The sequence below is a fragment of the Pseudorhodoferax aquiterrae genome (genome assembly GCF_014652235.1).
Classification (GTDB): domain Bacteria; phylum Pseudomonadota; class Gammaproteobacteria; order Burkholderiales; family Burkholderiaceae_C; genus Pseudorhodoferax; species Pseudorhodoferax aquiterrae.
Map to the genome: position 1 here is coordinate 88,072 of NZ_BMYK01000009.1, position 21,972 is coordinate 110,043.

21 protein-coding genes are annotated in these 21,972 nt (G+C 69.4%); 16 read left to right on the forward strand and 5 right to left on the reverse strand.

What is annotated here, in order from left to right:
• Positions 1–5: 5 nt before the first annotated feature.
• Positions 6–1,916: a propionate--CoA ligase gene (locus IE209_RS16050; RefSeq protein ID WP_189687962.1), complete on the reverse strand. Its 1,911-nt coding sequence runs from the start codon at positions 1,914–1,916 to the stop codon at positions 6–8.
• Positions 1,917–2,070: 154 nt separating this feature from the next.
• On the opposite strand from IE209_RS16050, the gene IE209_RS16055 reads away from it, so the two are divergent.
• The 6 genes from IE209_RS16055 to dnaJ all read left to right on the forward strand — a co-directional run bounded on the left by IE209_RS16055 (position 2,071) and on the right by dnaJ (position 8,023).
• Entirely contained in the window at positions 2,071–2,436 is a 366-nt protein-coding gene (locus IE209_RS16055; protein ID WP_229882882.1) for a winged helix-turn-helix transcriptional regulator, read from the forward strand.
• Complete coding sequence (locus tag IE209_RS16060; protein WP_145546014.1) at positions 2,414–3,589, forward strand: fumarylacetoacetate hydrolase family protein; 1,176 nt, start codon at positions 2,414–2,416, stop codon at positions 3,587–3,589. Before IE209_RS16055 ends, IE209_RS16060 begins: the two co-directional genes overlap by 23 nt.
• Before the next feature lie 53 nt (positions 3,590–3,642).
• The gene (locus IE209_RS16065) at positions 3,643–3,993 is read left to right on the forward strand and encodes an FKBP-type peptidyl-prolyl cis-trans isomerase (protein WP_145546013.1); all 351 of its coding nucleotides are present in this window, start codon (positions 3,643–3,645) and stop codon (positions 3,991–3,993) included.
• Positions 3,994–4,124: 131 nt separating this feature from the next.
• Positions 4,125–4,688, forward strand: a complete 564-nt coding sequence (grpE, locus tag IE209_RS16070; protein ID WP_189687964.1) for a nucleotide exchange factor GrpE — start codon at positions 4,125–4,127, stop codon at positions 4,686–4,688.
• A gap of 141 nt (positions 4,689–4,829) precedes the next feature.
• Positions 4,830–6,797 carry a molecular chaperone DnaK gene (gene dnaK / locus IE209_RS16075; RefSeq protein ID WP_189687965.1) on the forward strand — a complete coding sequence of 656 codons (1,968 nt, stop codon included), beginning with the start codon at positions 4,830–4,832 and terminating at the stop codon, positions 6,795–6,797.
• A gap of 86 nt (positions 6,798–6,883) precedes the next feature.
• Positions 6,884–8,023 (forward strand): molecular chaperone DnaJ, encoded by a 1,140-nt coding sequence (dnaJ, locus tag IE209_RS16080; RefSeq protein WP_189687966.1) that lies wholly within the window; start codon positions 6,884–6,886, stop codon positions 8,021–8,023.
• Between the two features lie 38 nt (positions 8,024–8,061).
• Here dnaJ and IE209_RS16085 read toward each other — a convergent pair whose 3' ends face one another.
• The gene (locus IE209_RS16085; RefSeq protein ID WP_189687967.1) at positions 8,062–9,153 is read right to left on the reverse strand and encodes a PA0069 family radical SAM protein; all 1,092 of its coding nucleotides are present in this window, start codon (positions 9,151–9,153) and stop codon (positions 8,062–8,064) included.
• 192 nt (positions 9,154–9,345) lie between these two features.
• Between IE209_RS16085 and IE209_RS16090 the strand changes: the two genes are divergently transcribed.
• The 10 genes from IE209_RS16090 to IE209_RS16135 all read left to right on the forward strand — a co-directional run bounded on the left by IE209_RS16090 (position 9,346) and on the right by IE209_RS16135 (position 18,051).
• A complete protein-coding gene (locus IE209_RS16090; RefSeq protein ID WP_189687968.1) occupies positions 9,346–9,786 on the forward strand; it encodes a VOC family protein in 441 nt (146 codons plus the stop codon).
• Positions 9,783–10,121, forward strand: a complete 339-nt coding sequence (gene cutA, locus IE209_RS16095) for a divalent-cation tolerance protein CutA (RefSeq protein ID WP_189687969.1) — start codon at positions 9,783–9,785, stop codon at positions 10,119–10,121. The genes IE209_RS16090 and cutA overlap by 4 nt, the downstream gene beginning before the upstream one ends.
• Before the next feature lie 95 nt (positions 10,122–10,216).
• Positions 10,217–13,165 (forward strand): monovalent cation/H+ antiporter subunit A, encoded by a 2,949-nt coding sequence (locus tag IE209_RS16100; RefSeq protein ID WP_189687970.1) that lies wholly within the window; start codon positions 10,217–10,219, stop codon positions 13,163–13,165.
• 1 nt (position 13,166) lies between these two features.
• Positions 13,167–13,523: a Na+/H+ antiporter subunit C gene (locus tag IE209_RS16105; RefSeq protein WP_145546005.1), complete on the forward strand. Its 357-nt coding sequence runs from the start codon at positions 13,167–13,169 to the stop codon at positions 13,521–13,523.
• A 29-nt stretch (positions 13,524–13,552) separates the two neighbouring features.
• Positions 13,553–15,235, forward strand: a complete 1,683-nt coding sequence (locus IE209_RS16110; RefSeq protein WP_229882898.1) for a monovalent cation/H+ antiporter subunit D — start codon at positions 13,553–13,555, stop codon at positions 15,233–15,235.
• Complete coding sequence (locus tag IE209_RS16115) at positions 15,232–15,738, forward strand: Na+/H+ antiporter subunit E (protein WP_189687971.1); 507 nt, start codon at positions 15,232–15,234, stop codon at positions 15,736–15,738. The genes IE209_RS16110 and IE209_RS16115 overlap by 4 nt, the downstream gene beginning before the upstream one ends.
• Positions 15,735–16,013, forward strand: a complete 279-nt coding sequence (locus IE209_RS16120) for a K+/H+ antiporter subunit F (RefSeq protein WP_056902739.1) — start codon at positions 15,735–15,737, stop codon at positions 16,011–16,013. Before IE209_RS16115 ends, IE209_RS16120 begins: the two co-directional genes overlap by 4 nt.
• 85 nt (positions 16,014–16,098) lie before the next feature.
• Entirely contained in the window at positions 16,099–16,464 is a 366-nt protein-coding gene (mnhG, locus tag IE209_RS16125; protein ID WP_189687972.1) for a monovalent cation/H(+) antiporter subunit G, read from the forward strand.
• Between the two features lie 13 nt (positions 16,465–16,477).
• Complete coding sequence (trhO, locus tag IE209_RS16130) at positions 16,478–17,404, forward strand: oxygen-dependent tRNA uridine(34) hydroxylase TrhO (protein WP_189687973.1); 927 nt, start codon at positions 16,478–16,480, stop codon at positions 17,402–17,404.
• Positions 17,401–18,051 (forward strand): glutathione S-transferase, encoded by a 651-nt coding sequence (locus IE209_RS16135; protein WP_189687974.1) that lies wholly within the window; start codon positions 17,401–17,403, stop codon positions 18,049–18,051. Before trhO ends, IE209_RS16135 begins: the two co-directional genes overlap by 4 nt.
• 10 nt (positions 18,052–18,061) lie before the next feature.
• Here the strand turns inward: IE209_RS16135 and IE209_RS16140 are convergent, their stop codons facing one another.
• From IE209_RS16140 to IE209_RS16150, 3 genes are read right to left on the reverse strand one after another with little or no spacing between them, the layout of a single operon-like run.
• Positions 18,062–19,114 (reverse strand): acyltransferase family protein, encoded by a 1,053-nt coding sequence (locus IE209_RS16140; RefSeq protein ID WP_189687975.1) that lies wholly within the window; start codon positions 19,112–19,114, stop codon positions 18,062–18,064.
• Positions 19,115–19,127: 13 nt separating this feature from the next.
• On the reverse strand, positions 19,128–20,087 hold the full coding sequence (locus IE209_RS16145; protein WP_189687976.1) for an NAD(P)H-dependent flavin oxidoreductase: 960 nt from the start codon (positions 20,085–20,087) through the stop codon (positions 19,128–19,130).
• Between the two features lie 27 nt (positions 20,088–20,114).
• Positions 20,115–21,902, reverse strand: a complete 1,788-nt coding sequence (locus IE209_RS16150; protein WP_189687977.1) for an acyl-CoA dehydrogenase — start codon at positions 21,900–21,902, stop codon at positions 20,115–20,117.
• Positions 21,903–21,972: the final 70 nt, after the last annotated feature.

Below are 21,972 nucleotides of genomic sequence, written 5' to 3' on the forward strand. Positions count from 1 at the left end.
GCGCTTCAACGGACCACCAGGTCGCGGATCTGCTGCAGCGCGCCGGGATCTTCCATGGTCGTGAGATCGCCCGTGTCGCGCCCCTCGCACACAGCCTGGATCGCGCGGCGCAGCAGCTTGCCGCTGCGCGTCTTGGGCAGCACGCCGACGAACTGCACGCGCGCCGGCCGCGCCAGTGCGCCGAGCTGGGCATCGACGACCTTCATGATCTCGCCCTCGAGCTTCAATCTGGCGGCATCGTCCACGAGCCCGCTCGCATCGCGCGCGACGACGAAGGCCATCGCCACCTGGCCCTTGAGCGCATCGGCCACACCCACCACCGCCACCTCCGCCACGTTCGGGTGGCCGGAGATGCTCTCTTCGATCTCGCGCGTGCCCAGGCGGTGGCCGGCCACGTTGATCACGTCGTCGGTGCGGCCCAGGATGTAGTAGTAACCGTCGGCATCGCGCACGCCCCAGTCGAAGGTGCTGTAGACGCGCTTGCCCGGGATGCTGTCCCAGTAGGTCTTGACGAAGCGCGCATCGTCGCGCCAGACGGTCTGCATGAAGCCCGGTGGCGTCGGCCCCTGGACGACCACCACGCCTTTCTGGTCGGGCCCCGTGAGCTCGTCGCCCGTGGCCTCGTCGAGCAGTCGCACGTCGAAACCGTACATGGGCACGCCCGGGCTGCCGAACTTGCTGGGCCTGCTTTCCACGCCGTTGGCGATGGTCATGAGCGGCCAGCCGGTCTCGGTCTGCCAGTAGTTGTCGATGATGGGCACGCCCAGCGCATCGGCGATCCAGCGGCCCGTGGGCTCGTCCAGCGGCTCGCCGGCCAGGAACAAGGCCTTGAGGCTGGAGACATCGTATTTCTTGAGGTAGGCCGGGTCCTGCTTCTTGAGCACGCGCACGGCCGTGGGCGCGCTGAACATCACCGTGGCCTTGTATTTCTCGACCAGCGACCACCAGATGCCGGGGTCGTTGCCGCCGTCCAGCCCGCGCGTGGGCAGCCCTTCGTAGAGGATGGTGGCCATGCCGCCGATCAGCGGCCCGTAGACGATGTAGCTGTGGCCCACGACCCAGCCGATGTCGCTGGTGCAGAAGAAGGTTTCGCCCGGCTTGCCCATGAAGATGTGCGGCAGGCTGGCGGCCAGCGCCACGGCATAGCCGCCGGTGTCGCGCTGCACGCCCTTGGGTTTGCCCGTGGTGCCGCTCGTGTACAGCGTGTAGCTGGTGTGCGTGGCATCGACCCAGGTGCAGGGCACCACGGTGTGGAGATGCTGCGCGCGCAGCGTCGCGTAGTCGTGGTCCCGGCCTGCCGTGCGCTCCATCGGGGCCAGGCCGCGGTCGACCAGCAGCACGGCCGGCGGCTTGTGGCGCGACAGGCGGATGGCCTCGTCCAGCAGGGGCTTGTAGGGGATGACCTTGCCGCCGCGCGAACCGGCGTCGGCGCTCACGATGAGCTTGGGTTCGGCGTCCTCGATGCGCGAGGCCAGAGAGCCCGACGCGAAGCCGCCGAACACCACGGAGTGGATCGCGCCGATGCGCGCACAGGCCAGCATCGCGAACACGGCCTCGGGCACCATGGGCATGTAGATCTGCACGCGGTCGCCCTGCCCCACGCCCAGCGCGCGCAGCGTGGCGGCCATGCGCTGCACCTCGGCGTGCAGTTCGGCGAAGCTGTAGGTTTTCTCGACGCCGGTCTCGGTCGAGACATGGATCAGCGCGGCCTGTTCGGCGCGCGTGGCCAGGTGCCGGTCCACCGCGTTGTGGCACAGGTTGGTGGTGCCGCCGGCGAACCAGCGCGTGAACGGTGCGCGGCTGTCGTCGCAGATGGTCTGGGGCGCCTGCTGCCAGTCGATGAGCCGTGCCTGCTCGGCCCAGAAGGCATCGCGGTCTTCGATCGAACGGCGGTAGAACTCGGCGTAGGCGGACATGTTTCCTCAGGATGGTGGAGTGCGGGCGGGCGCAGCATGCCCGGCCCGGCCCGGCCCACGCAATCGGGTGTTGCACTCGGATACGCCGCTGGCACAATTTGCCGATGCCCGCCGCCGTCCGCCTTGCCACCGCCCCAGGCCCGGGGGCGCGGACGTGAGCCCGCGAGACAAACCGGCCATCTTCCAGCTGCTCGCGCTTCTCGAGGCCCGGTATGCCGTGCGCGTGCTGTGGGCCCTGCGTGACGGCCATGCCCAGACCTTCCGGCTGCTGCAGGACAGCGTGGGCGGCGTCACGCCCAACACGCTGAACACGCGCATCAAGGAACTGCGCGAGGCCGGCCTGCTCACGCACGGCGCCGAGGGCTACCTGCTCACACCCGCCGGCACGGACCTCGTGCGGCGGCTCGGAGAACTCCCGGCCTTCGCCCACAAGTGGGCTGCCAGACGCCCGCGCCGCGCCCCCGAACCCCCTGTTCCCCCCCACGGAGAAGACACCGATGCAACCCCACCTGCGGCCTGAAGCCGTCCTGCCCCAGGACCACGAAGACGCCGTGCTGATCGGCCGCGTCTGGCAGGAGGGCCTGGGCGCCGTGCTGGTCGAGGTGCGCGCCGACGGCGTGTACGACCTGTCGCGCCTCGATCCCACCTGCAGCGCGCTGCTCGAGCACGACGACCCGGCCGCGGCCGTGCGCGAACACGGCGGCGAGCGCATCGCCGACACGGCGGCCGTGCTGGCCAATTCGGCCTGGGACGCGCGCGACCCCGCCCTGCCCTGGCTGCTGGCGCCCTGCGACCTGCAGGCCGTCAAGGCTGCGGGCGTGACCTTCGTGGCTTCCATGCTCGAGCGCGTGATCGAGGAGCAGGCCCGCGGCGACGCGGGCCGCGCCGAGGCCGTGCGCCGCGCCGTGGTCGGCGTGATCGGCGACAACCTGGCAAGCATCCGGCCGGGCTCGGACGAGGCCATGCGGCTCAAGGAGGTGCTGATCGCCCAGGGCGCCTGGTCGCAGTACCTGGAGGTCGGCATCGGCCCGGACGCCGAGATCTTCACGAAGTCGCAGCCCATGAGTGCCGTGGGCACGGGCGCAGAGGTCGGCATCCACCCCGGCAGCGCCTGGAACAATCCCGAGCCCGAGGTCGTGCTGGCCATCGACAGCAACGGCCGCGTCAAGGGCGCGGCGCTGGGCAACGACGTGAACCTGCGCGACTTCGAGGGCCGCAGCGCACTGCTGCTGGGCAAGGCCAAGGACAACAACGGCTCCTGCGCGATCGGCCCCTTCATCCGGCTGTTCGACGCGAACTTCGGCATCGACGACCTGCGCCGCACGGACCTGTCCATGCGCGTCGTTGGCGAGGACGGGTTTGCGATGGACGGCGCGAGCAGCCTCACGAAGATCAGCCGCGACCCGCTGGACCTCGCGGGCCAGGCCATCGGCAAGAACCACCAGTACCCCGACGGCCTGGTGCTGTTCCTGGGCACCATGTTTGCGCCCACGCAGGACCGCCACGGCCCGGGCCAGGGCTTCACGCATGCCATCGGCGATGTGGTCACGGTGGCCACACCGCGCCTGGGCCTGCTGGCCAACCGCGTCAACCACAGCGACAAGATCGCGCCCTGGACCTATGGCGCGGGAGCCCTGATGCGCGACCTGGGCCGCCGGGGCCTGCTGGCATAATTCGCCGCTTTTCGGCGCCCCTCCTCGGGGCGCCTGCACTTTCAGGAGCCCTTATGACCACCACCGCATCCGGCCTGCAGTACGAGGACACCACCGTGGGCTCCGGCGCCGAAGCCAAGGCCGGCCAGCACGTCACCGTGCACTACACGGGCTGGCTCTACCAGGACGGCCAGCAAGGCGCCAAGTTCGACTCCAGCCGCGACCGCAACGACCCCTTCGAGTTCGGCCTGGGCGCCGGCATGGTCATCCGCGGCTGGGACGAGGGTGTCGCCGGCATGAAGGTCGGCGGCCAGCGCACGCTGATCATTCCGCCCGAACTGGGCTACGGCGCGCGCGGCGCCGGCGGCGTGATCCCGCCGAACGCCACGCTCAAGTTCGACGTGGAGCTGCTGGGCGTCGCCTGAGCGCGCGCCGCACAGCTGGGGCCGGCAACACGCCGGCTTTTTTTCGCCTTTTTGTGCGGAGCGACCCTTGAAACGACAGGGGCAATCCCTAGCTGTTAGCCGTTGTGACCTTTTTCAAGCCATTCAAGCGCATGACAGACCCGACCCAACCGACCGACAAATCCGCCGAGCCCGCTCCCATGAGCCCTGAGGAGCGTGAGGCCGCGGCGTTTGCCACCGAGGCCGATGTGCTGGCCCAGACGCAGGCCGAGCTGGCCACGCTCAAGGCCAAGAGCGCCGAGCTGGCCGACCAGTTCCTGCGCGCCAAGGCCGAGGCCGAGAACGCCCGCCGCCGCGCCGAGGAAGAAATCGCCAAGTCGCGCAAGTTCGCGGTGGAGAGCTTCGCCGAGAGCCTGCTGCCCGTGATGGACAGCCTGGAGACCGGCCTGTCCCACACCGATGCGACCGTGGCCCAGGTGCGCGAGGGCGCCGAGGCCACGCTGCGCCAGCTCAAGAGCGCGCTGGAGCGCAACAAGGTCATCCAGATCAACCCGCCGGCCGGCGAGAAGTTCGACCCGCACCAGCACCAGGCCATCAGCATGGTGCCCGGCACGGGCCAGGAACCCAACACCGTGGTGAGCGTGCTGCAAAAAGGCTACCTGATCGCCGAGCGCGTGCTGCGCCCGGCCCTGGTGACGGTGGCCTCGCCCCAGTGACGCAGTGATCTGCACCGGCGATCCACACCGCGTCCCCTTGAAACCCCCACGGTTATCCACACGTTAGCAACAGTCGGCGAGCATCCCTTCGGACCAGCGCCCACCGTCATCCCATATTTCAGGAAGAGCAGGAGAAGCAACATGGCAAGAATCATCGGCATCGACCTCGGCACCACCAACAGCTGCGTGTCCGTCATCGAGGGCAACACCCCCAAGGTGATCGAGAACTCCGAGGGCGCGCGCACCACGCCGTCCATCGTCGCCTACCAGGAAGACGGTGAAGTGCTGGTCGGCGCCTCGGCCAAGCGCCAGGCCGTGACCAACCCCAAGAACACGCTGTACGCGGTGAAGCGCCTGATCGGCCGCAAGTTCACCGAGAAGGAAGTGCAGAAGGACATCGACCTGATGCCCTACAAGATCGTGGCCGCCGACAACGGCGACGCCTGGGTCGAGGTCCGCGGCAACAAGCTGTCGGCCCAGCAGGTCTCCGCCGACATCCTGCGCAAGATGAAGAAGACCGCCGAGGACTACCTGGGCGAGCCTGTGACCGAGGCCGTGATCACGGTGCCGGCCTACTTTAACGACGCCCAGCGCCAGGCCACCAAGGACGCCGGCCGCATCGCCGGCCTGGAAGTCAAGCGCATCATCAACGAGCCGACCGCCGCCGCGCTGGCCTTCGGCATGGACAAGCAGGAAAAGGGCGACCGCAAGATCGCCGTCTACGACCTGGGTGGCGGCACCTTCGACGTGTCCATCATCGAGATCGCCGACGTCGACGGCGAGAAGCAGTTCGAGGTGCTGTCCACCAACGGCGACACCTTCCTGGGCGGCGAAGACTTCGACCAGCGCGTGATCGACTACATCATCTCCGAGTTCAAGAAGGAGCAAGGTGTCGACCTGTCCAAGGACGTGCTGGCCCTGCAGCGCCTGAAGGAAGCTGCCGAGAAGGCCAAGATCGAGCTGTCCAACAGCGCTTCGACCGACATCAACCTGCCCTACATCACGGCCGACGCTTCGGGCCCCAAGCACCTGAACATCAAGCTCAGCCGTGCCAAGCTCGAAGCCCTGGTCGAGGACCTGATCGAGCGCACCATCGCGCCCTGCCGCACGGCCATCAAGGACGCCGGCGTGTCGGTCTCCGACATCCACGACGTGATCCTGGTCGGCGGCCAGACCCGCATGCCCAAGGTGCAGGAGAAGGTCAAGGAGTTCTTCGGCCGCGATCCGCGCAAGGACGTGAACCCCGATGAAGCCGTCGCCGTGGGCGCGGCCATCCAGGGCCAGGTGCTGTCGGGCGACCGCAAGGACGTGCTGCTGCTGGACGTGACGCCGCTGTCGCTGGGCATCGAGACGCTGGGTGGCGTGATGACCAAGATGATCACCAAGAACACGACCATCCCGACCAAGTTCGCGCAGACCTTCTCGACCGCCGACGACAACCAGCCGGCCGTGACGATCAAGGTGTTCCAGGGCGAACGCGAGATGGCTTCGGGCAACAAGCTCTTGGGCGAGTTCAACCTGGAAGGCATCCCGCCGGCAGCCCGCGGCACGCCGCAGATCGAGGTGTCCTTCGACATCGACGCCAACGGCATCCTGCACGTGGGCGCCAAGGACAAGGGCACGGGCAAGGAAAACAAGATCACCATCAAGGCGAACTCGGGCCTGTCCGAAGCCGAGATCCAGCAGATGGTCAAGGACGCCGAGCTCAACGCCGCCGAGGACAAGAAGAAGCTGGAACTGATCCAGGCCCGCAACCAGGGTGAAGCGTCCGCCCACAGCGTGAAGAAGAGCCTGGCGGAGCACGGCGACAAGCTCGAGGCGGCCGAGAAGGAAGCCATCGAGACGGCGCTGAAGGCACTGGACGAGGCCTTGAAGGGCGACGACAAGGCCGCCATCGACGAGAAGACCACGGCGCTCATGACCGCCTCGGCCAAGCTCGGCGAGAAGGTCTATGCCGACATGCAGGCCAAGCAGGCGGCCGAAGGCGCCGCAGCCGGTGCCGCGGCTGGCGCCGCCGGCGCGGCCCCGGGTGCCGAGCAGCAGGCCTCGGCCAAGCCGTCCGACGACGACGTGGTCGACGCCGAGGTGAAGGAAGTCAAGAAGGGCTGATCGCCCTCCCCGGCCCGCCGCGCGCAGCTGAAGGTTGCGCGCGGCGTTCCTTTTGATTTGCAAGCCAGAGCCCAGCCGAACGCACCATGTCCAAACGCGATTACTACGAAGTCCTCGGGGTGCCCAAGAACGCCACGGAGGACGAGGTCAAGAAGGCCTATCGCAAGCTGGCGATGAAGTACCACCCGGACCGCAACCAGGGGGACTCCGCCAAGAACGCCGAAGAGAAATTCAAGGAGGCCAAGGAGGCCTACGAGATGCTGACCGACGCGCAGAAGCGCGCGGCCTACGACCAGTTCGGCCATGCCGGCGTGGATCCGAACATGCGCGGCCCCGGCGGTGGCGCGGAAGGTTTCGGCGGCTTCGCCGAGGCCTTCGGCGACATCTTCGGCGACATGTTCGGGCAGCAGCGCGGGCGTGGCGCCGGCGGGCGCCAGGTGTTCCGCGGCAGCGATCTGTCCTATGCGATGGAGATCACGCTGGAAGAGGCGGCCCGCGGCAAGGATGCGCAGATCCGCATCCCGAGCTGGGAGTCCTGCGACACCTGCCACGGCAGCGGCGCCAAGCCCGGCACCCAGCCCAAGACCTGCACCACCTGCAACGGCCAGGGCGCGGTGCAGATGCGCCAGGGCTTCTTCAGCGTGCAGCAGACCTGCCCGACCTGCCGCGGCACGGGCAAGATCATTCCCGAGCCCTGCAGCACCTGCCACGGCCAGGGCAAGATCAAGAAGCAGAAGACGCTGGAGGTGAAGATCCCCGCCGGCATCGACGACGGCATGCGCATCCGCTCGGTCGGCAACGGCGAGCCCGGTTCCAACGGCGGCCCGCCGGGCGACCTGTACATCGAGATGCGCATCAAGAAGCACGACATCTTCGAGCGCGACGGCGGCGACCTGCACTGCACCGTGCCCGTGAGCTTCATCACGGCCGCGCTGGGCGGCGAGATCGAGGTGCCCACGCTGTCGGGCAAGGCGGCCATCGACATCCCCGAGGGCACGCAGGCCGGCAAGCAGTTCCGCCTGCGCGGCAAGGGCATCAAGGGCGTGCGGGAGAGTTACCCGGGCGACCTGTACTGCCACATCGCCGTGGAGACGCCCGTCAAGCTGACCGAGCACCAGCGCAAGCTGCTGCGCGAGCTGGAAGAGTCGCTGCGCAAGGGCGGCGGCAAGCATTCGCCGTCGGGCGACAGCTGGACCGACCGGCTGAAGAAGTTCTTCAGCGCTTGATGACGACGCGGGCCCCGGCCCGCGTTTTCTTTGGGGACTCAGAACAGGCTGGTCTGCCCGTCCAGCGCCGGGCGGCGGAACAGGCCCAAGTCGGCGGCCTCGCGCACACGGTTGAAGCCCAGCCTTGCACAAGCCTTCTCGAAGCGCTGGCCGATCAGCTCGGCCCAGATGCCACTGCCCTTCATGCGCGTGGCGAAGTCGCTGTCGTAATCCTTGCCGCCGCGCATCTCCTGCACGCGCGCCATGACGCGCTCGGCCCGGTCCGGCAGGTGCAGGGCCAGCCATTCGCGGAACAGCGGCGCCACCTCCCAGGGCAGGCGCAGCACGGTGTAGAAGGCACTGCGCGCGCCGGCGTCCCACGCAGCAGCCAGCACCTGCTCCATGTCGTCGGTGACGAACGGGATCTGCGGCGCCACGCTCACGCCCACCGGCACGCCCGCCTCGGCCAACGTGCGGATGGTGCGCAGCCGGCGCTGCGGCGAGGCCGCGCGCGGCTCCAGCGTGCGGGCGATGCGCTGGTCCAGCGTGGTGATGGTCACGTAGACGGCGGCCAGCTGCTGCGCCGCCATGGGGGCGATGAGGTCCAGGTCGCGCTCCACGCCGCTGGACTTGGTGATCAGCGAGAACGCATGGCGCGCCTCGTGCAGCACTTCGATGAGGCCGCGCGTGAGCCGCAGCTCGCGCTCCACGGGCTGGTAGCAGTCGGTCGCCACGCCGATCACGAGGCCCTGCGGCACATAACGCGGCCGTGCGAGTTCGGCCCGCAGCAGCTGCGCGATGTTGCGTTTGGCGATGATCTTGGTCTCGAAGTCCAGGCCGGGCGAGAGGTTCAGGTAGCTGTGCGTGGGACGCGCGAAGCAGTAGATGCAGCCATGCTCGCAGCCGCGGTAGGGATTGACGGACTGCTCGAAATAGATGTCGGGCGACTGCTGCTGCACGATGGCACTCTTGGCATCCTCGAAGATGACCTCGGTCTGCAAAGGGGCTGCGGGCTCGCCGTCATCGGCCTGCAACGTGCCCCAGCCATCGTCGAAGGCGTCGCGCGCATCCTTGGAGAAACGGTGCGCGATGCGCGTGGCGGCGCCGCGGCCCTTGAGCGCCGTGAGGGGGATGGTGGTCTCGGTGGCCATGGCTTGAATACTGTTTTTTTAAACAGTATATTGAGAGGTCCCGCGCGCGGCAAGCGGCTTTGTCCATTCCCCACCATTGCTTCGTCGTACTGTTCCCTTCCCTTCAGGAGCGCCTCATGGCCCGTCTCAGCACCGATCCGCCCCTCCACCGTCCGGCCGAACTGGCCTGCCACTGCGCGGACAAGCCCTGACATGACCGGCTCTTCCCTCCCCGGCCGCTCCAGCGTGATCCCCTGCCTGCGCTACCGCGACGCGCTGGCCGCGATCGACTGGCTCTGCAGCAGCTTCGGCTTCGAGCGCCAGGCGGTCCACCTGGACGACAAGGGCCAGGTCGCCCATGCGCAACTCGTGTTCGGCAACGGCATGGTCATGCTGGGCTCGGTGCGCGACGAGCCCACGCCCTGGGGCCGCCTGATCCGCCAGCCCGACGAGATCGGCGGCGCCGAGACGCAAAGCGCCTTCATCGTGGTGTCGGACCCCGATGCGGTCTACGCACGCGCCAAGGCCGCCGGCGCGAAGATCCTGCTGGAGATCCAGGACGAGGATTACGGCGCGCGTGGCTTCACCTGCGCCGACCCCGAAGGCCATATCTGGAACTTCGGCAACTACGACCCCTGGGGCACACCGGTATGAACACGCCGGACACCGTGGCCGTCCTGACCACCGTCGGCGACATGGCGGCGGCGCGCACGCTCGCGCGCAGCTTGGTCGAGCGCCGGCTCGCCGCCTGCGTGCAGCTGTCGGCCATCGAGAGCTTCTACCGCTGGGACGGGGCCGTGCAACACGCGCCCGAGGTGCGCCTGCTCTGCAAGACCAGCGCCGCGGCCGCGGCCGCGCTGCGCGAGGCCATCGTCGAACTGCACCCGTACTCGGTGCCCGCGGTCTACGCCATGCCGCTGGCCGACGTCCATCCGCCCTACGCACAATGGGTCGGCGCGGAAACCGCCATCACGCCCGAGCCGGGCTGACCGGTGGCTGACCGCGGGCGCAGGGGCCGAAAAGGCTTGCGCCGTCAGGGAAAGGCCAAAGGGATGGGCGTGGTCCATCGATAAAATTGATCGCGATGTCCCTGGCCCTGCTCGTCCTCGTCCCCTTCCTCGGCAGTGTGCTCGCGATGTTCATGCCGTCGACCGCGCGCAACCGCGAGGCGACGCTGGCAGGCCTGATCGCGCTGGGCTGCGCGATCCACCTGGGCATGCAGTTCCCGCAGCTGGCCGGTGGCAACGTGCTGCGCGAGGAATACCTCTGGCTGCCCACGCTGGGCGTGAACCTGCAGCTGCGGCTCGACGGCTTCGCCTGGCTGTTCGGCATGCTGGTCACGGGCATTGGCACGCTGGTTGTGCTGTACGCGCGCTACTACCTGTCGGCCTCCGACCCGGTGCCGCGCTTCTTCTCGTTCTTCCTGGCCTTCATGGGCTCCATGATGGGCGTGGTGCTGTCGGGCAACCTCGTGCAGATGGTGCTGTTCTGGGAACTCACGAGCCTGTTCTCGTTCCTCTTGATCGGCTATTGGCACCACCGCAAGGACGCACGCCGCGGCGCGCGCATGGCGCTCACGGTCACGGGCGCGGGCGGGCTGTGCCTGTTCGCCGGCGTGCTGCTGCTGGGCCGCATCGCGGGCAGCTACGAACTGGACGCCGTGCTGGCCGCCAGTTCCGCCATCAAGGCCGATCCGCGCTACCCCGCCGCGCTGGTGCTGATCCTGCTGGGCGCCTTCACCAAGAGCGCGCAGTTCCCGTTCCATTTCTGGCTGCCGCGCGCCATGGCCGCGCCCACGCCGATCTCCGCTTACCTGCATTCGGCCACCATGGTCAAGCTCGGCGTATTCCTGCTCGCGCGGCTGTGGCCGGCGCTGGCCGGCACCGAGCAGTGGTTCTGGCTGGTCGGCGGCGCCGGTGCGATCACGCTGCTGCTGGGCGCCTTCGTGGCCATGTTCCAGAACGACCTCAAGGGACTGCTGGCCTACTCGACGATCTCGCACCTGGGCCTCATCACGCTGCTGCTGGGCATGAACAGCCCCATGGCCGCCGTGGCCGCGGTCTTTCACATCATGAACCATGCGACCTTCAAGGCCTCGCTGTTCATGGCCGCCGGCATCATCGACCACGAGACCGGCACGCGCGACATCCGCAAGCTCTCGGGCCTGGCCAGGCTCATGCCCATCACGGGCCTTCTGGCCATCATCGCGAGTGCCTCCATGGCCGGCGTGCCGCTGCTGAACGGTTTCCTGTCCAAGGAGATGTTCTTCGCCGAGACCGTATTCCTGCAATCCACGCCCTGGGTCGACCGCGCGCTGCCGGTGCTGGCCACGGTTGCCGGGCTGTTCAGCGTGGCCTATTCGGCGCGCTTCGTGTTCGACGTGTTCTTCGGCCCCTCGTGCATCGGGGTCGTGCCCAAGCCGCCGCACGAGCCGCCGCACTGGATGCGCGTGCCGGTCGAGCTGCTGGTGCTGGCCTGTCTGGTCGTGGGTGTGGCCCCCGAATGGTCGGTCGGCCCGCTGCTCGCGGCCGCCGCCGCCCCCGTGGTCGGCGGCCAGCTGCCCGAGTACAGCCTGGCGGTCTGGCACGGCTTCAACCTGCCGCTGGCCATGAGCTTCGTAGCGCTGGCCGGCGGCGCCGCGCTGTACCTCGTGCAGCGCCGCCAGCGCGAGGCCGGCCGCCTCACGCGCACGCCGCTGCTGCACCGCCTGGACGGTCAGCGCGTGTTCGAGCACCTGCTGGCGCGCGCCTCCGAGGCCGGCCGCCGCAGCCGCCGCCTGCTGGCCACCCAGCGCCTGCAGACCCAGCTGCTGCTGATGGTCTGCATGGCGCTGGCCGGCGCCGGCGCCTCGCTGTGGTTCGCGCCGGCCCAGGCTGGCGAGCGTTCGCCGCTGCCCTTCTCACCCATGTTCGCGATGACCTGGGTGATCGGCTGCATCTGCGCCATCGGCGCGGCCTGGCAGGCCAAGTTCCACCGGCTGGCCTCGTTGATGCTGGCCTCCGGCGCCGGCCTGACCTGCTGCCTGACCTTCATCTGGTTTTCCGCGCCCGACCTCGCGCTCACGCAACTGGTGGTCGAAGCCGTCACCACCGTGCTCATCCTGCTGGGCCTGCGCTGGCTGCCCATGCGCAGCAAGTTCGTCGTGCAGTCGGCGCGCGAGCGCATCCTGCCCTGGGGCCGGCGCGGCCGCGATCTGTTGATCGCGATCGCCGCAGGCTGCGGCATGGCGGCGCTGGCCTGGCTGGTCATGACGCGCGATTCCCTGGGAAGCATCTCGCCCTTCTTCCTGGACCGCGCCCTGACCGAGGGCGGCGGCACCAACGTGGTCAACGTGATGCTGGTGGACTTCCGCGGCTTCGACACCTTCGGCGAGATCACGGTGCTGGGCATCGTCGCGCTGACGGTCTATGCGCTGCTGCGGCGCTTCCGCCCTGCGCCCGAGTCCATGGCGCTGCCACCGCAGCAGCTGGCCCAGTCCGACGACGGCAGCAGCGACGTGTTCAACCCGCGCCTGGCCAAGGACACCGCCGTCGGCTACCTCATGGTGCCGGCCGTGCTGGTGCGCCTGCTGCTGCCGCTGGCCGTGCTGGTTTCGGTCTACTTCTTCCTGCGCGGCCACAACGCGCCCGGCGGCGGCTTCGTCGCCGGCCTCGTGATGTCGGTCGCGCTGCTGTTGCAGTACATCGTCTCGGGCACCGAATGGGTGGAGGAGCACCTGCGCATCTACCCGCGCCGCTGGATCGCGGTCGGCCTGCTGCTGGCGCTGGCCACGGGCGCCGGCGCGATCGTGCTGCACTACCCCTTCCTGACCACGCACACGGCCCATGTCACCTTGCCGGTGCTGGGCGAACTGCACATCCCCAGCGCGCTGTTCTTCGACACCGGCGTGTTCGCGCTCGTGCTGGGTTCCACCATGCTGATCCTGACGAGCCTGGCGCACCAGAGCGTGCGCAGCCACCGCTGGTCCGAGGAGCAGGAGCAGCGCCTGGCCGAAGCACGCGCCGCCCTGTCGGGCCACGACGGAGACCACTGACATGGAAGCCGTCCTCGCCATCGCCATCGGCGTGCTCACGAGCTCGGGTGTCTACCTGCTGCTGCGCCCGCGCACCTTCCAGGTCATCATGGGCCTGACGCTGATCTCCTACGCGGTGAACCTGTTCATCTTCAGCATGGGCCGGCTCAAGGTCGACAGCGAGCCTGTGCTCGTGCCCGGCGTGATCGCCACGCTGGCCAACACGGCCGACCCCATGCCCCAGGCCCTGGTGCTGACGGCCATCGTGATCGGCTTCGCCATGACGGCGCTGTTTCTCGTCGTGATGCTGGCCTCGCGCGGGCTGACGGGCACCGACCATGTGGACGGCACCGAGAAGAGCGAAGGGGGGCAGGAGTGAGCAGCCTGCACGAACTCTTCGACCAGGCCATGCACCTGCTCGACCGGCTGCTGGAATTCAGCATGCCGCACCTGATCGCGGTGCCCATCCTGCTGCCCATGCTGACGGCCGCACTGATGCTGCTGCTGGACGAGCGGCAACGCCGCACCAAGGCCACGCTGACCGTGGTCTCGGGCCTGCTGGGCATGCTGGTCTCGCTGGCGCTGCTGCGCTGGGTCAACGCCGCCGCCACCGGCGACGGGCCGGGCTCCATCGGCGTCTACCTGGCCGGCAACTGGATGGCGCCGTTCGGCATCGTGCTGGTGGCCGACCGGCTCTCGACCATGCTGGTCGCGCTGACCGGTGTGATCGCATTCGCCGCCTCGATCTATTCCACCTCGCGCTGGGACCGCGCCGGCGTGCACTTCCACCCCATGCTGCAGTTGCAGCTGATGGGCCTGAACGGCGCCTTCCTGACCGGCGACCTGTTCAACCTGTTCGTGTTCTTCGAGGTCATGCTGGCCGCCTCCTACGGCCTCCTGCTGCACGGCTCGGGCCGCCAGCGCGTGCGGGCCGGGTTGCACTACATCGCGATCAACCTGGCGGCCTCCTCCATGTTCCTGATCGGCGCGGCCATGCTCTACGGCCTGACCGGTACGCTGAACATGGCCGACCTGGGTCAGCGCATCGCACAGCTCGATCCGGCCGACCGCGGCCTCGTGCATGCGGCGGCCGCCATCCTGGCCACGGCCTTCTTCGCCAAGGCCGGCGCCTGGCCGCTCAACTTCTGGCTGGTGCCGGCCTATGGCAGCGTGGTGGCCCCGGTCGGCGCCGTGTTCGCGCTGCTGACCAAGCTGGGCGTCTACACCGTGCTGCGGCTGTGGAGCGTGCTGTTCGGCGTGGACGGCGGCGCTTCGGCGCAGTTCGGCCAGACCGTGATCCTGGCGCTCGGATTGGTCACGCTGTTCGTCGGTGCGCTCGGGGTGCTGGGCACACAGCGGCTGGCCCTGCTGGCCAGCTACAGCGTGCTGGTCTCGGCCGGCACGCTGCTGGCTGCCGTGGGCCTGGGCCGGGCGTCCGTCTGGGCCGGCGCGCTGTACTACCTCATGAGCTCCACGCTGGCCGTCAGCGCGCTGTTCCTGCTGGTGGACATCGTCGAACGCTGGCGCAACGGCTCCAGCGTGGCACCGCACGCCGCCGAGGACGACGCGCCCTTCCTGAGCGAAGACCTGCGCCTCTTGTCCGACGTGAACCTGGACGACGACGCCCAGGCCTTGTACGGCCGCGCCATCCCGGCCGGCGTGGCCTTTCTGGGCCTGGCCTTCATCCTGTGCACGCTGCTGCTCGCGGGCCTGCCGCCGCTGTCGGGTTTCGTCGGCAAGTTCGCCATGCTGGCCGGCCTGCTGCAGGCGTCGCAGCTGGGCAACGCCGGCATCGCCGTGATGGCGCTGCTGATCGGCGGCGGCTTCCTGACGCTGTTGGCGCTGTGCCGCGCCGGCATCCGCTACTTCTGGAACCAGCCGCACGCCAACCTGCCCGCCCTGCCCGCGCTGGAGGTGCTGCCGGTGGCCGGCCTGCTGCTGGCCGCCATCGGACTGACCATCGGCGCCGGCCCGGTCATGCAGCATGCCCAGGCCACGGCCGAGGTGCTGCATTCGGGCCAGCACTACCGCCAGGCCGTGATGGCCGCCAGCCCCGTGCCGGCGCCGCCGTTCAAGGAGAAGACGCCATGAAGCGCCTGCTGCCATCGCCCCCGCTGTCGGCCACGCTGTTCGTGGTCTGGCTGCTCCTGCACCAGTCGGTCGATGCCACCACGCTGCTGTCCGCGGCCCTGCTCGGTCTGGTCGTGCCCTTGCTCACGCAAAGCCTGCGCCCTGCCACCGTGCGCATGCGCAAGCCGCGCGTGGCGCTGCACCTGGCATTCGCCGCCATCGCCGACATGCTGGTCTCGGCCAAGAACGTGGCCTGGCTCGTGCTCACGCGGCGCAACGTGCGGCTGAGCAGCTACTTCGTCGTCGTTCCGCTGGAACTGCGCGACCCCAACGGCCTGGCGGTGCTGGCCATGATCATGTGCCTGACGCCGGGCACGGCCTGGGGCGAGCTCTCGCTGGACCGCAGCAAGCTGCTGATCCACGTGTTCGACCTCGTGGACGAGGACGACTTCATCGCCCGCATCAAGCTGCGCTACGAGCGTCCGCTGCTGGAAATCTTTCAACCGGAAGGGACCACGCCATGACCCCCATCCTGTTCTGGGGCCTCAAGATCGCCCTGTTCCTGCTGGCCGTGGCCATGCTGTGCGCGCTGTTCCGGCTGCTGGTCGGCCCGGCCGCACAGGACCGCGTGATGGCGCTGGACTGCCTGTACATCAACGGCATGCTGACCATGCTGGTGCTGGGCATCACCTACACCAGCAACGTCTACTTCGAGGCCGCGATGCTGATCGCGCTGTTCGGCTTCGTCGGCTCCACGGTGCTGGCCAAGTTCCTGTTGCGCGGGGAGGTCATTGAATGAGCGCCGCGCCGGGCCGCCCCAAGCAAGCGAAGCGCCCCCTCGGGGGGCAGCGAGGACACGCAGTGCCGAGCGTGGGGGCCTTGTCATGAATCCCCTGCCCATCTGGGCCGAGATCCTGACCGCGCTGTTCGCCGTGGCCGGAGCGGCCTTCGCCGCCATCGGCTCCTTCGGCCTGGTGCGCCTGCCCAGCTTCTACAACCGCATCCACGCGCCCACGCTGGGCGCGACCGCGGGCGCCTGGTGCGTGATGCTGGCGACCGTCGTCTATTTCTCGGTGCAGGGCACCAACCTGTTCCTGCACGCCGTGCTGATCGCGCTGTTCGTGGCGCTGACGGCGCCGGTCACCACGATCTTCCTGATGCGCGCGGCGCTGTTCCGCGACCGCCAGAAAGGCGTGGACCTGCCGCACGCCAGCCATTCGCAGCCGCTGGAAGCCGAGCGCGGAGACTGACCGCCCAAGCCGCATGCCGCGCACCGCCTCGTTCTACTGCTTCACCGCGCTGCCGGACTGCGCAACGCTGGTGGCGCCGTTGCGCGCGCTGTGCACGGCGCTGGACGTGCGCGGCAACATCCTGCTGGCGCCCGAAGGCGTCAATGGCAGCATCGCCGGCCCGGCCGAGGCCGTGCAGCAGGTGCTGGACCATTTGCGTGCCGATGCGCGGCTCGCCCGACTGGCGGTGCGCAGCGCCGAATGCACCAGCGTGCCCCTGCACCGCCTCAAGGTGCGCTGCAAGCGCGAGATCGTGACCCTGGGCGTGGCGGGCCTGGATCCGGTCGGCCAGACCGGCACGCACGTGCCGCCTGCGCAGTGGAACACGCTGCTCGAGCTCCCCGGCCTCGTGCTGCTGGACGTGCGCAACGGCTACGAGGTGGCCATCGGCAGCTTTGCCGGCGCCGTCGATCCGCACACCGCGGCCTTCACCGACTGGCCCGCCTGGATCGCGGAGCAGTCCGGACCTGGCGGTCTGCTGCAAGGCCAGCCGCCCGTGGCAATGTTCTGCACCGGCGGCATCCGCTGCGAGAAGGCCTCCGCCCTGCTGCGTGCCCAAGGCTTCGGCGAGGTCTACCAACTCGAAGGCGGCATCCTGAACTACCTGGAGCAGGTGCCGCCCGCGCAGAGCCTCTGGCAGGGCGAGTGCTTCGTGTTCGACGAACGCGTGGCCGTGGGCCATGGCCTGGCGGCCGGCAGCCACAGCCTGTGCCGCTCCTGCCGCCAGCCGCTGTCGGCAGCGGACCGGGCGTCGCCGCTGTTCGTCGAGGGCGTGCAGTGCGCGCATTGCGCGGCGCGGCGCGACGAGGGCCAGCGCGCCGGCTACCGCGAGCGCCAGCGCCAGATGGACCTGGCCGCCGCGCGCGGCGCCACCCATCTGGGCCTGCCCGACCCGGCATGACGCTGCCGCTGCTCTATTCCTTTCGCCGCTGCCCCTATGCCATGCGTGCGCGGCTGGCGCTGCTCGTGGCCGGCCAGACCTGCGAACTGCGCGAGGTGGTGCTGCGCGACAAGCCGCAGGCCCTGCGCGAGGCCTCGCCCAAGGCCACCGTGCCCGTGCTGGTGCTCGCCGATGGCCAGGTCATCGACGAAAGCCTGGCCATCATGCAATGGGCGCTGGCGCGCCACGATCCGCTGGGCTGGTGCCGCCCCACGCACGGCGCGCCGGCGCAGATGCTGGCGCTGGTGACCGAGAGCGACACGGGCTTCAAGCCGCTGCTGGACCGCGCCAAGTACCCGCAGCGCTTCGGCCTCGCGGACCCGCTGGCACCGCGCATCGCTTGCGCGCCCTTTCTCGCAGGGCTGGAACAGCGGCTGGCGCAGACGCCGTTCCTGTGCGGAGGCCACGCCACGCTGGCCGATGCGGCCCTGTTCCCCTTCGTGCGCCAGTTCGCGGGCGTGGACCCGGACTGGTTCGCGCAACAGCCCTGGCCTCGGCTGCAGCAATGGTTGCTGGACTGGCAGTCCACGACGCTGTTCGCGCGCGCGATGCAGAAGTTCGCGCCCTGGCAGCCGGGCGACGCGCCGCAGCTTTTTCCGCAGCCCTGAACGCGGCGGCTCAGACGGTCATCGCCAGCATGCCGGCGGCCAGCACCGCCACCTGCCATCCCAGCGCGGTGCGCGGCCGCACGATGCGCCGCTCGAGCCGGTGCAGGCCGGCGCCGGCCAGCAGCGACAGCACGAACACGAGTGCCATGCCCAATAAGTGCACGGTGCCGCCGTCGGGCCACAGCCATCCCCATAGCGCGCCGACCGCCAGCAGCACGGCGAAATGCACGAGGAAGACCGGGTAGGAGACGGCCGCCAGCCAGGCCATCCAGCGCGGCGGCTGCCAGCCCATCGCCCCCGTGGCCTGCAGCAGGCCCAGCAGCAGCGCGCAGGCCCAAGCCACGGCGATGCGGTCGCGCCAGCCCACGGCCAGCGCCGCGGCACCCAGCAGCGCCACGCCCGCCAGAGCGGCCCAGGGTCGCGTGGCCCGTGCCGCCCAGCCGGCCAGCAGGCCCATGCCATAGGCGCCGAAGAAATACAGCGCGGTCGCATCCAGCTGCGGTTCGAGGTTGCACCACAGCAGCGACAAGGCCGTCAGCGCCGCGACGGCCGCCACGGCCCAGCTGCCGGGCAGCCGGCACAGCAGCGTCGCCAGCGCGAACAGCTGCAGGTCGATCGCCACATACCAGACGCCTGCCGACAGCGACTCCTCGCCCAGCAGGTCCTGCACCATCAGCAGATGGGCGAGCAGTTGCGTCCAGGTCGGGGTGGCCGGCGCGTCGGGATGGCCCAGGCTGGCGCGCACCGCATCGGACACCAGGATGGCCAGCACCAGCGCGCCCGCGTAGGGCACCAGCAGGCGCAGGTAGCGCCGGCCCACCTGCTGGGCCCAGGGCGTGGACGGTGCACGGCCCGGCGGCATGCCGCGTGCCAGCAGAAAGCCCGAGACCACGAGGAACACCTGCACGGCCATGCGGCCATAGGCGAACAGCCAGTCGACCACGGCCGGCGCCAGCGGCCGGGCGAGGTCGGACATGGGCCCGTAGAAGGCCAGGTGGTGCCAGACGATCAGCACGCAGGCCAGGGCCTTGAGTGCGTCGACCGGCCCGAGCCGATCGTTCATGAAAACAGGCGCGTCAGGCGAGCAGGCGGCGGCGCGCCTCGTCGTACTCGCGGCGCAGCTGCGCGATGAACTCGGCCGCCGGGCGCACCTTGTCGATCACGCCGATGCCCTGGCCGCTGCCCCAGATCTCCTTCCAGGCCTTGGGCTTGCTGCTGCCGCTGGAGAAGTTCATGGCGCTGGGATCGCTGACGGGCAGGTTCTCCGGGTCGAGCCCGGCCGCGCGGATGCTGGCCGCCAGGTAGTTGCCGTGCACGCCCGTGAACAGGTTGCTGTAGACGATGTCGTCGGAGCTGCCGGCCACGATGGCATGCTTGTAGCCCTCGGCCGCGCGCGCCTCTTCGGTGGCGATGAAGGCCGAGCCGATGTAGGCGAAGTCGGCCCCCATGGCCTGCGCTGCCAGCACGGCGCCGCCCGTGGCGATGCTGCCCGACAGCGCGACGGGGCCGTCGAACCACTGGCGGATCTCCTGCACGAGCGCGAACGGGCTCTTGATGCCGGCATGGCCGCCGGCGCCGGCCGCCACCGCGATCAGGCCGTCGGCGCCCTTCTCGATCGCCTTGCGCGCGAACTTGTTGTTGATGATGTCGTGCAGCACCACGCCGCCGTAGCTGTGGGCCGCCGCGTTGATGTCCTCGCGCGCGCCCAGCGAGGTGATGATGATGGGCACCTTGTACTTCACGCACAGCGCCATGTCGTGCTCGAGCCGCTCGTTGGACTTGTGCACGATCTGGTTGATCGCGTACGGGGCGGCCGGCTGGTCCGGATGGTCGCGGTTCCAGGCCGCCAGCCCCTCGGTGATCTCGATCAGCCACTCTTCCAGCTGCTCGGCCGGGCGCGCGTTGAGCGCCGGCATGGAGCCGACCACACCGGACGTGCACTGGGCGATGACGAGCTTGGGGTTGCTGATGATGAACAGCGGCGAGCCGATGATGGGCAGCGGCAGGTGCGCCAGGGCGCCGGGCAGTCTGGACATAAGTCTCCTCGTTGGTTCGGTCTGTTTTTAGAAGGCTTCCAGCGGCAGCGCTGTCACGCTGGCGGCACCGTCGACGATGGCGTCGCGCTGGCCCGGCGCGCGCGTCAGGATGTGCTCGGCATAAAAGCGCGCCGTGGCGATCTTGGCCTGCATGAAGGCCGGGTCCTCGGCGCGGTGCTGCTCGGCGGCCAGCAGGCTGCGCGCGAGCTGCCAGCCTGCCACCAGGTTGCCGGCCAGCAGCAGGTAGGGCACGGAGCCGGCGTAGACGGCGTTCGGGTCGCTGCGGCTGGCCCCGGCGATGAAGTCCACCACCTCGACGAAGGCCTGGCGCGCTGCCGTCAGGCGGCGCCCCACGGCCTGCGCGTCGGCGCTGCCGCTCTTCGCCAGCTCGGCTTCGGTGGCCTCGACCTGGGCGGCGATGGCCCGGGCGCCCTTGCCGCCGTCGCGCGCGGTCTTGCGGCCCACCAGGTCGTTGGCCTGGATCGCGGTCGTGCCCTCGTAGATCGGCAGGATGCGCGCGTCGCGGTAGAACTGCGCCGCGCCGGTCTCCTCGATGAAGCCCATGCCGCCGTGCACCTGCACGCCCAGCGAGGTCACCTCCAGGCTCATCTCGGTGCTGTAGCCCTTCACGAGCGGCACCATGAATTCGTAGAAGGCCTGGTTGTCCTTGCGGACCTGGGCCTCGGGATGGTGGTGGGCGGCGTCGTAGGCGGCCGCGGCCACGCTGGCCATGGCGCGGCAGCCCTCGGTCAGCGCGCGCATGGTCATGAGCATGCGGCGCACGTCGGGGTGGTGCACGATGGGCGCGCTGGCGGCCACGCTGCCGTCCACGGGGCGGCTCTGCACGCGCTCCTTGGCGAAGGCGGCGGCCTTCTGGTAGGCCGTCTCGGCCACGGCGATGCCTTGCACGCCGACCGCGTAGCGCGCCGCGTTCATCATGATGAACATGTATTCCAGGCCGCGGTTCTCCTCGCCCACGAGTTCGCCGATGGCGCCCTCGCCCGCGTCGCCGAACTGCAGCACCGCCGTGGGGCTGGCCTTGATGCCCAGCTTGTGCTCGATGCTCACGCAGCGCACGTCGTTGCGTTGGCCGAGCGACCCATCGGCGTTGACGAGGAACTTGGGCGCCACGAACAGGCTGATGCCCTTGACGCCTTCGGGCGCGCCCTGCACGCGGGCCAGCACCAGGTGGACGATGTTGTCCGCCATGTCGTGTTCACCGTAGGTGATGAAGATCTTGGTGCCGAACAGCTTGTAGCGCCCGTCCGGCAAGGGTTCTGCGCGCGTGCGCACCAGGGCCAGGTCGCTGCCGGCCTGGGGCTCGGTCAGGTTCATGGTGCCGGTCCACTCGCCGCTGACGAGTTTTTCCAGGTAGGTGGCCTTGAGCGCGTCGCTGCCGGCCGTCAGCAGCGCCTCGATGGCGCCGTCGGTGAGCAAGGGGCACAGCGCGAACGAGAGGTTGGCCGAGTTCAGCATCTCGCCACAGGCCGCGCCGATGGTCTTGGGCAGGCCCTGGCCGCCGAAATCGGCCGGGTGCTGCAGCCCCTGCCAGCCGCCCGCGGCGAACTGCTGGAACGCCTGCTTGAAGCCCGGCGTGGTCGTGACCACGCCATCCTTCCAGGACGAGGGGTTGCGGTCGCCGGCCTCGTTGAGCGGCGCCACCACGTCCTGGTTGAAGCGGGCGGATTCCTCCAGCACGGCCTGCGCGGTCTCCAGCCCCGCATCCTCGAAGCCCGGCATCTGCGCGATCTGCTCGATGCGCGCCAGATGGCGGATGTTGAACAGCATGTCCTTGAGCGGTGCGGTGTAGGCCATCGCAATCTCCTCGTCGTCTCTCTTCTGTAACGAAAAAGGGCATCGCGCCGCGATGCCCTTGTGGCTGAAC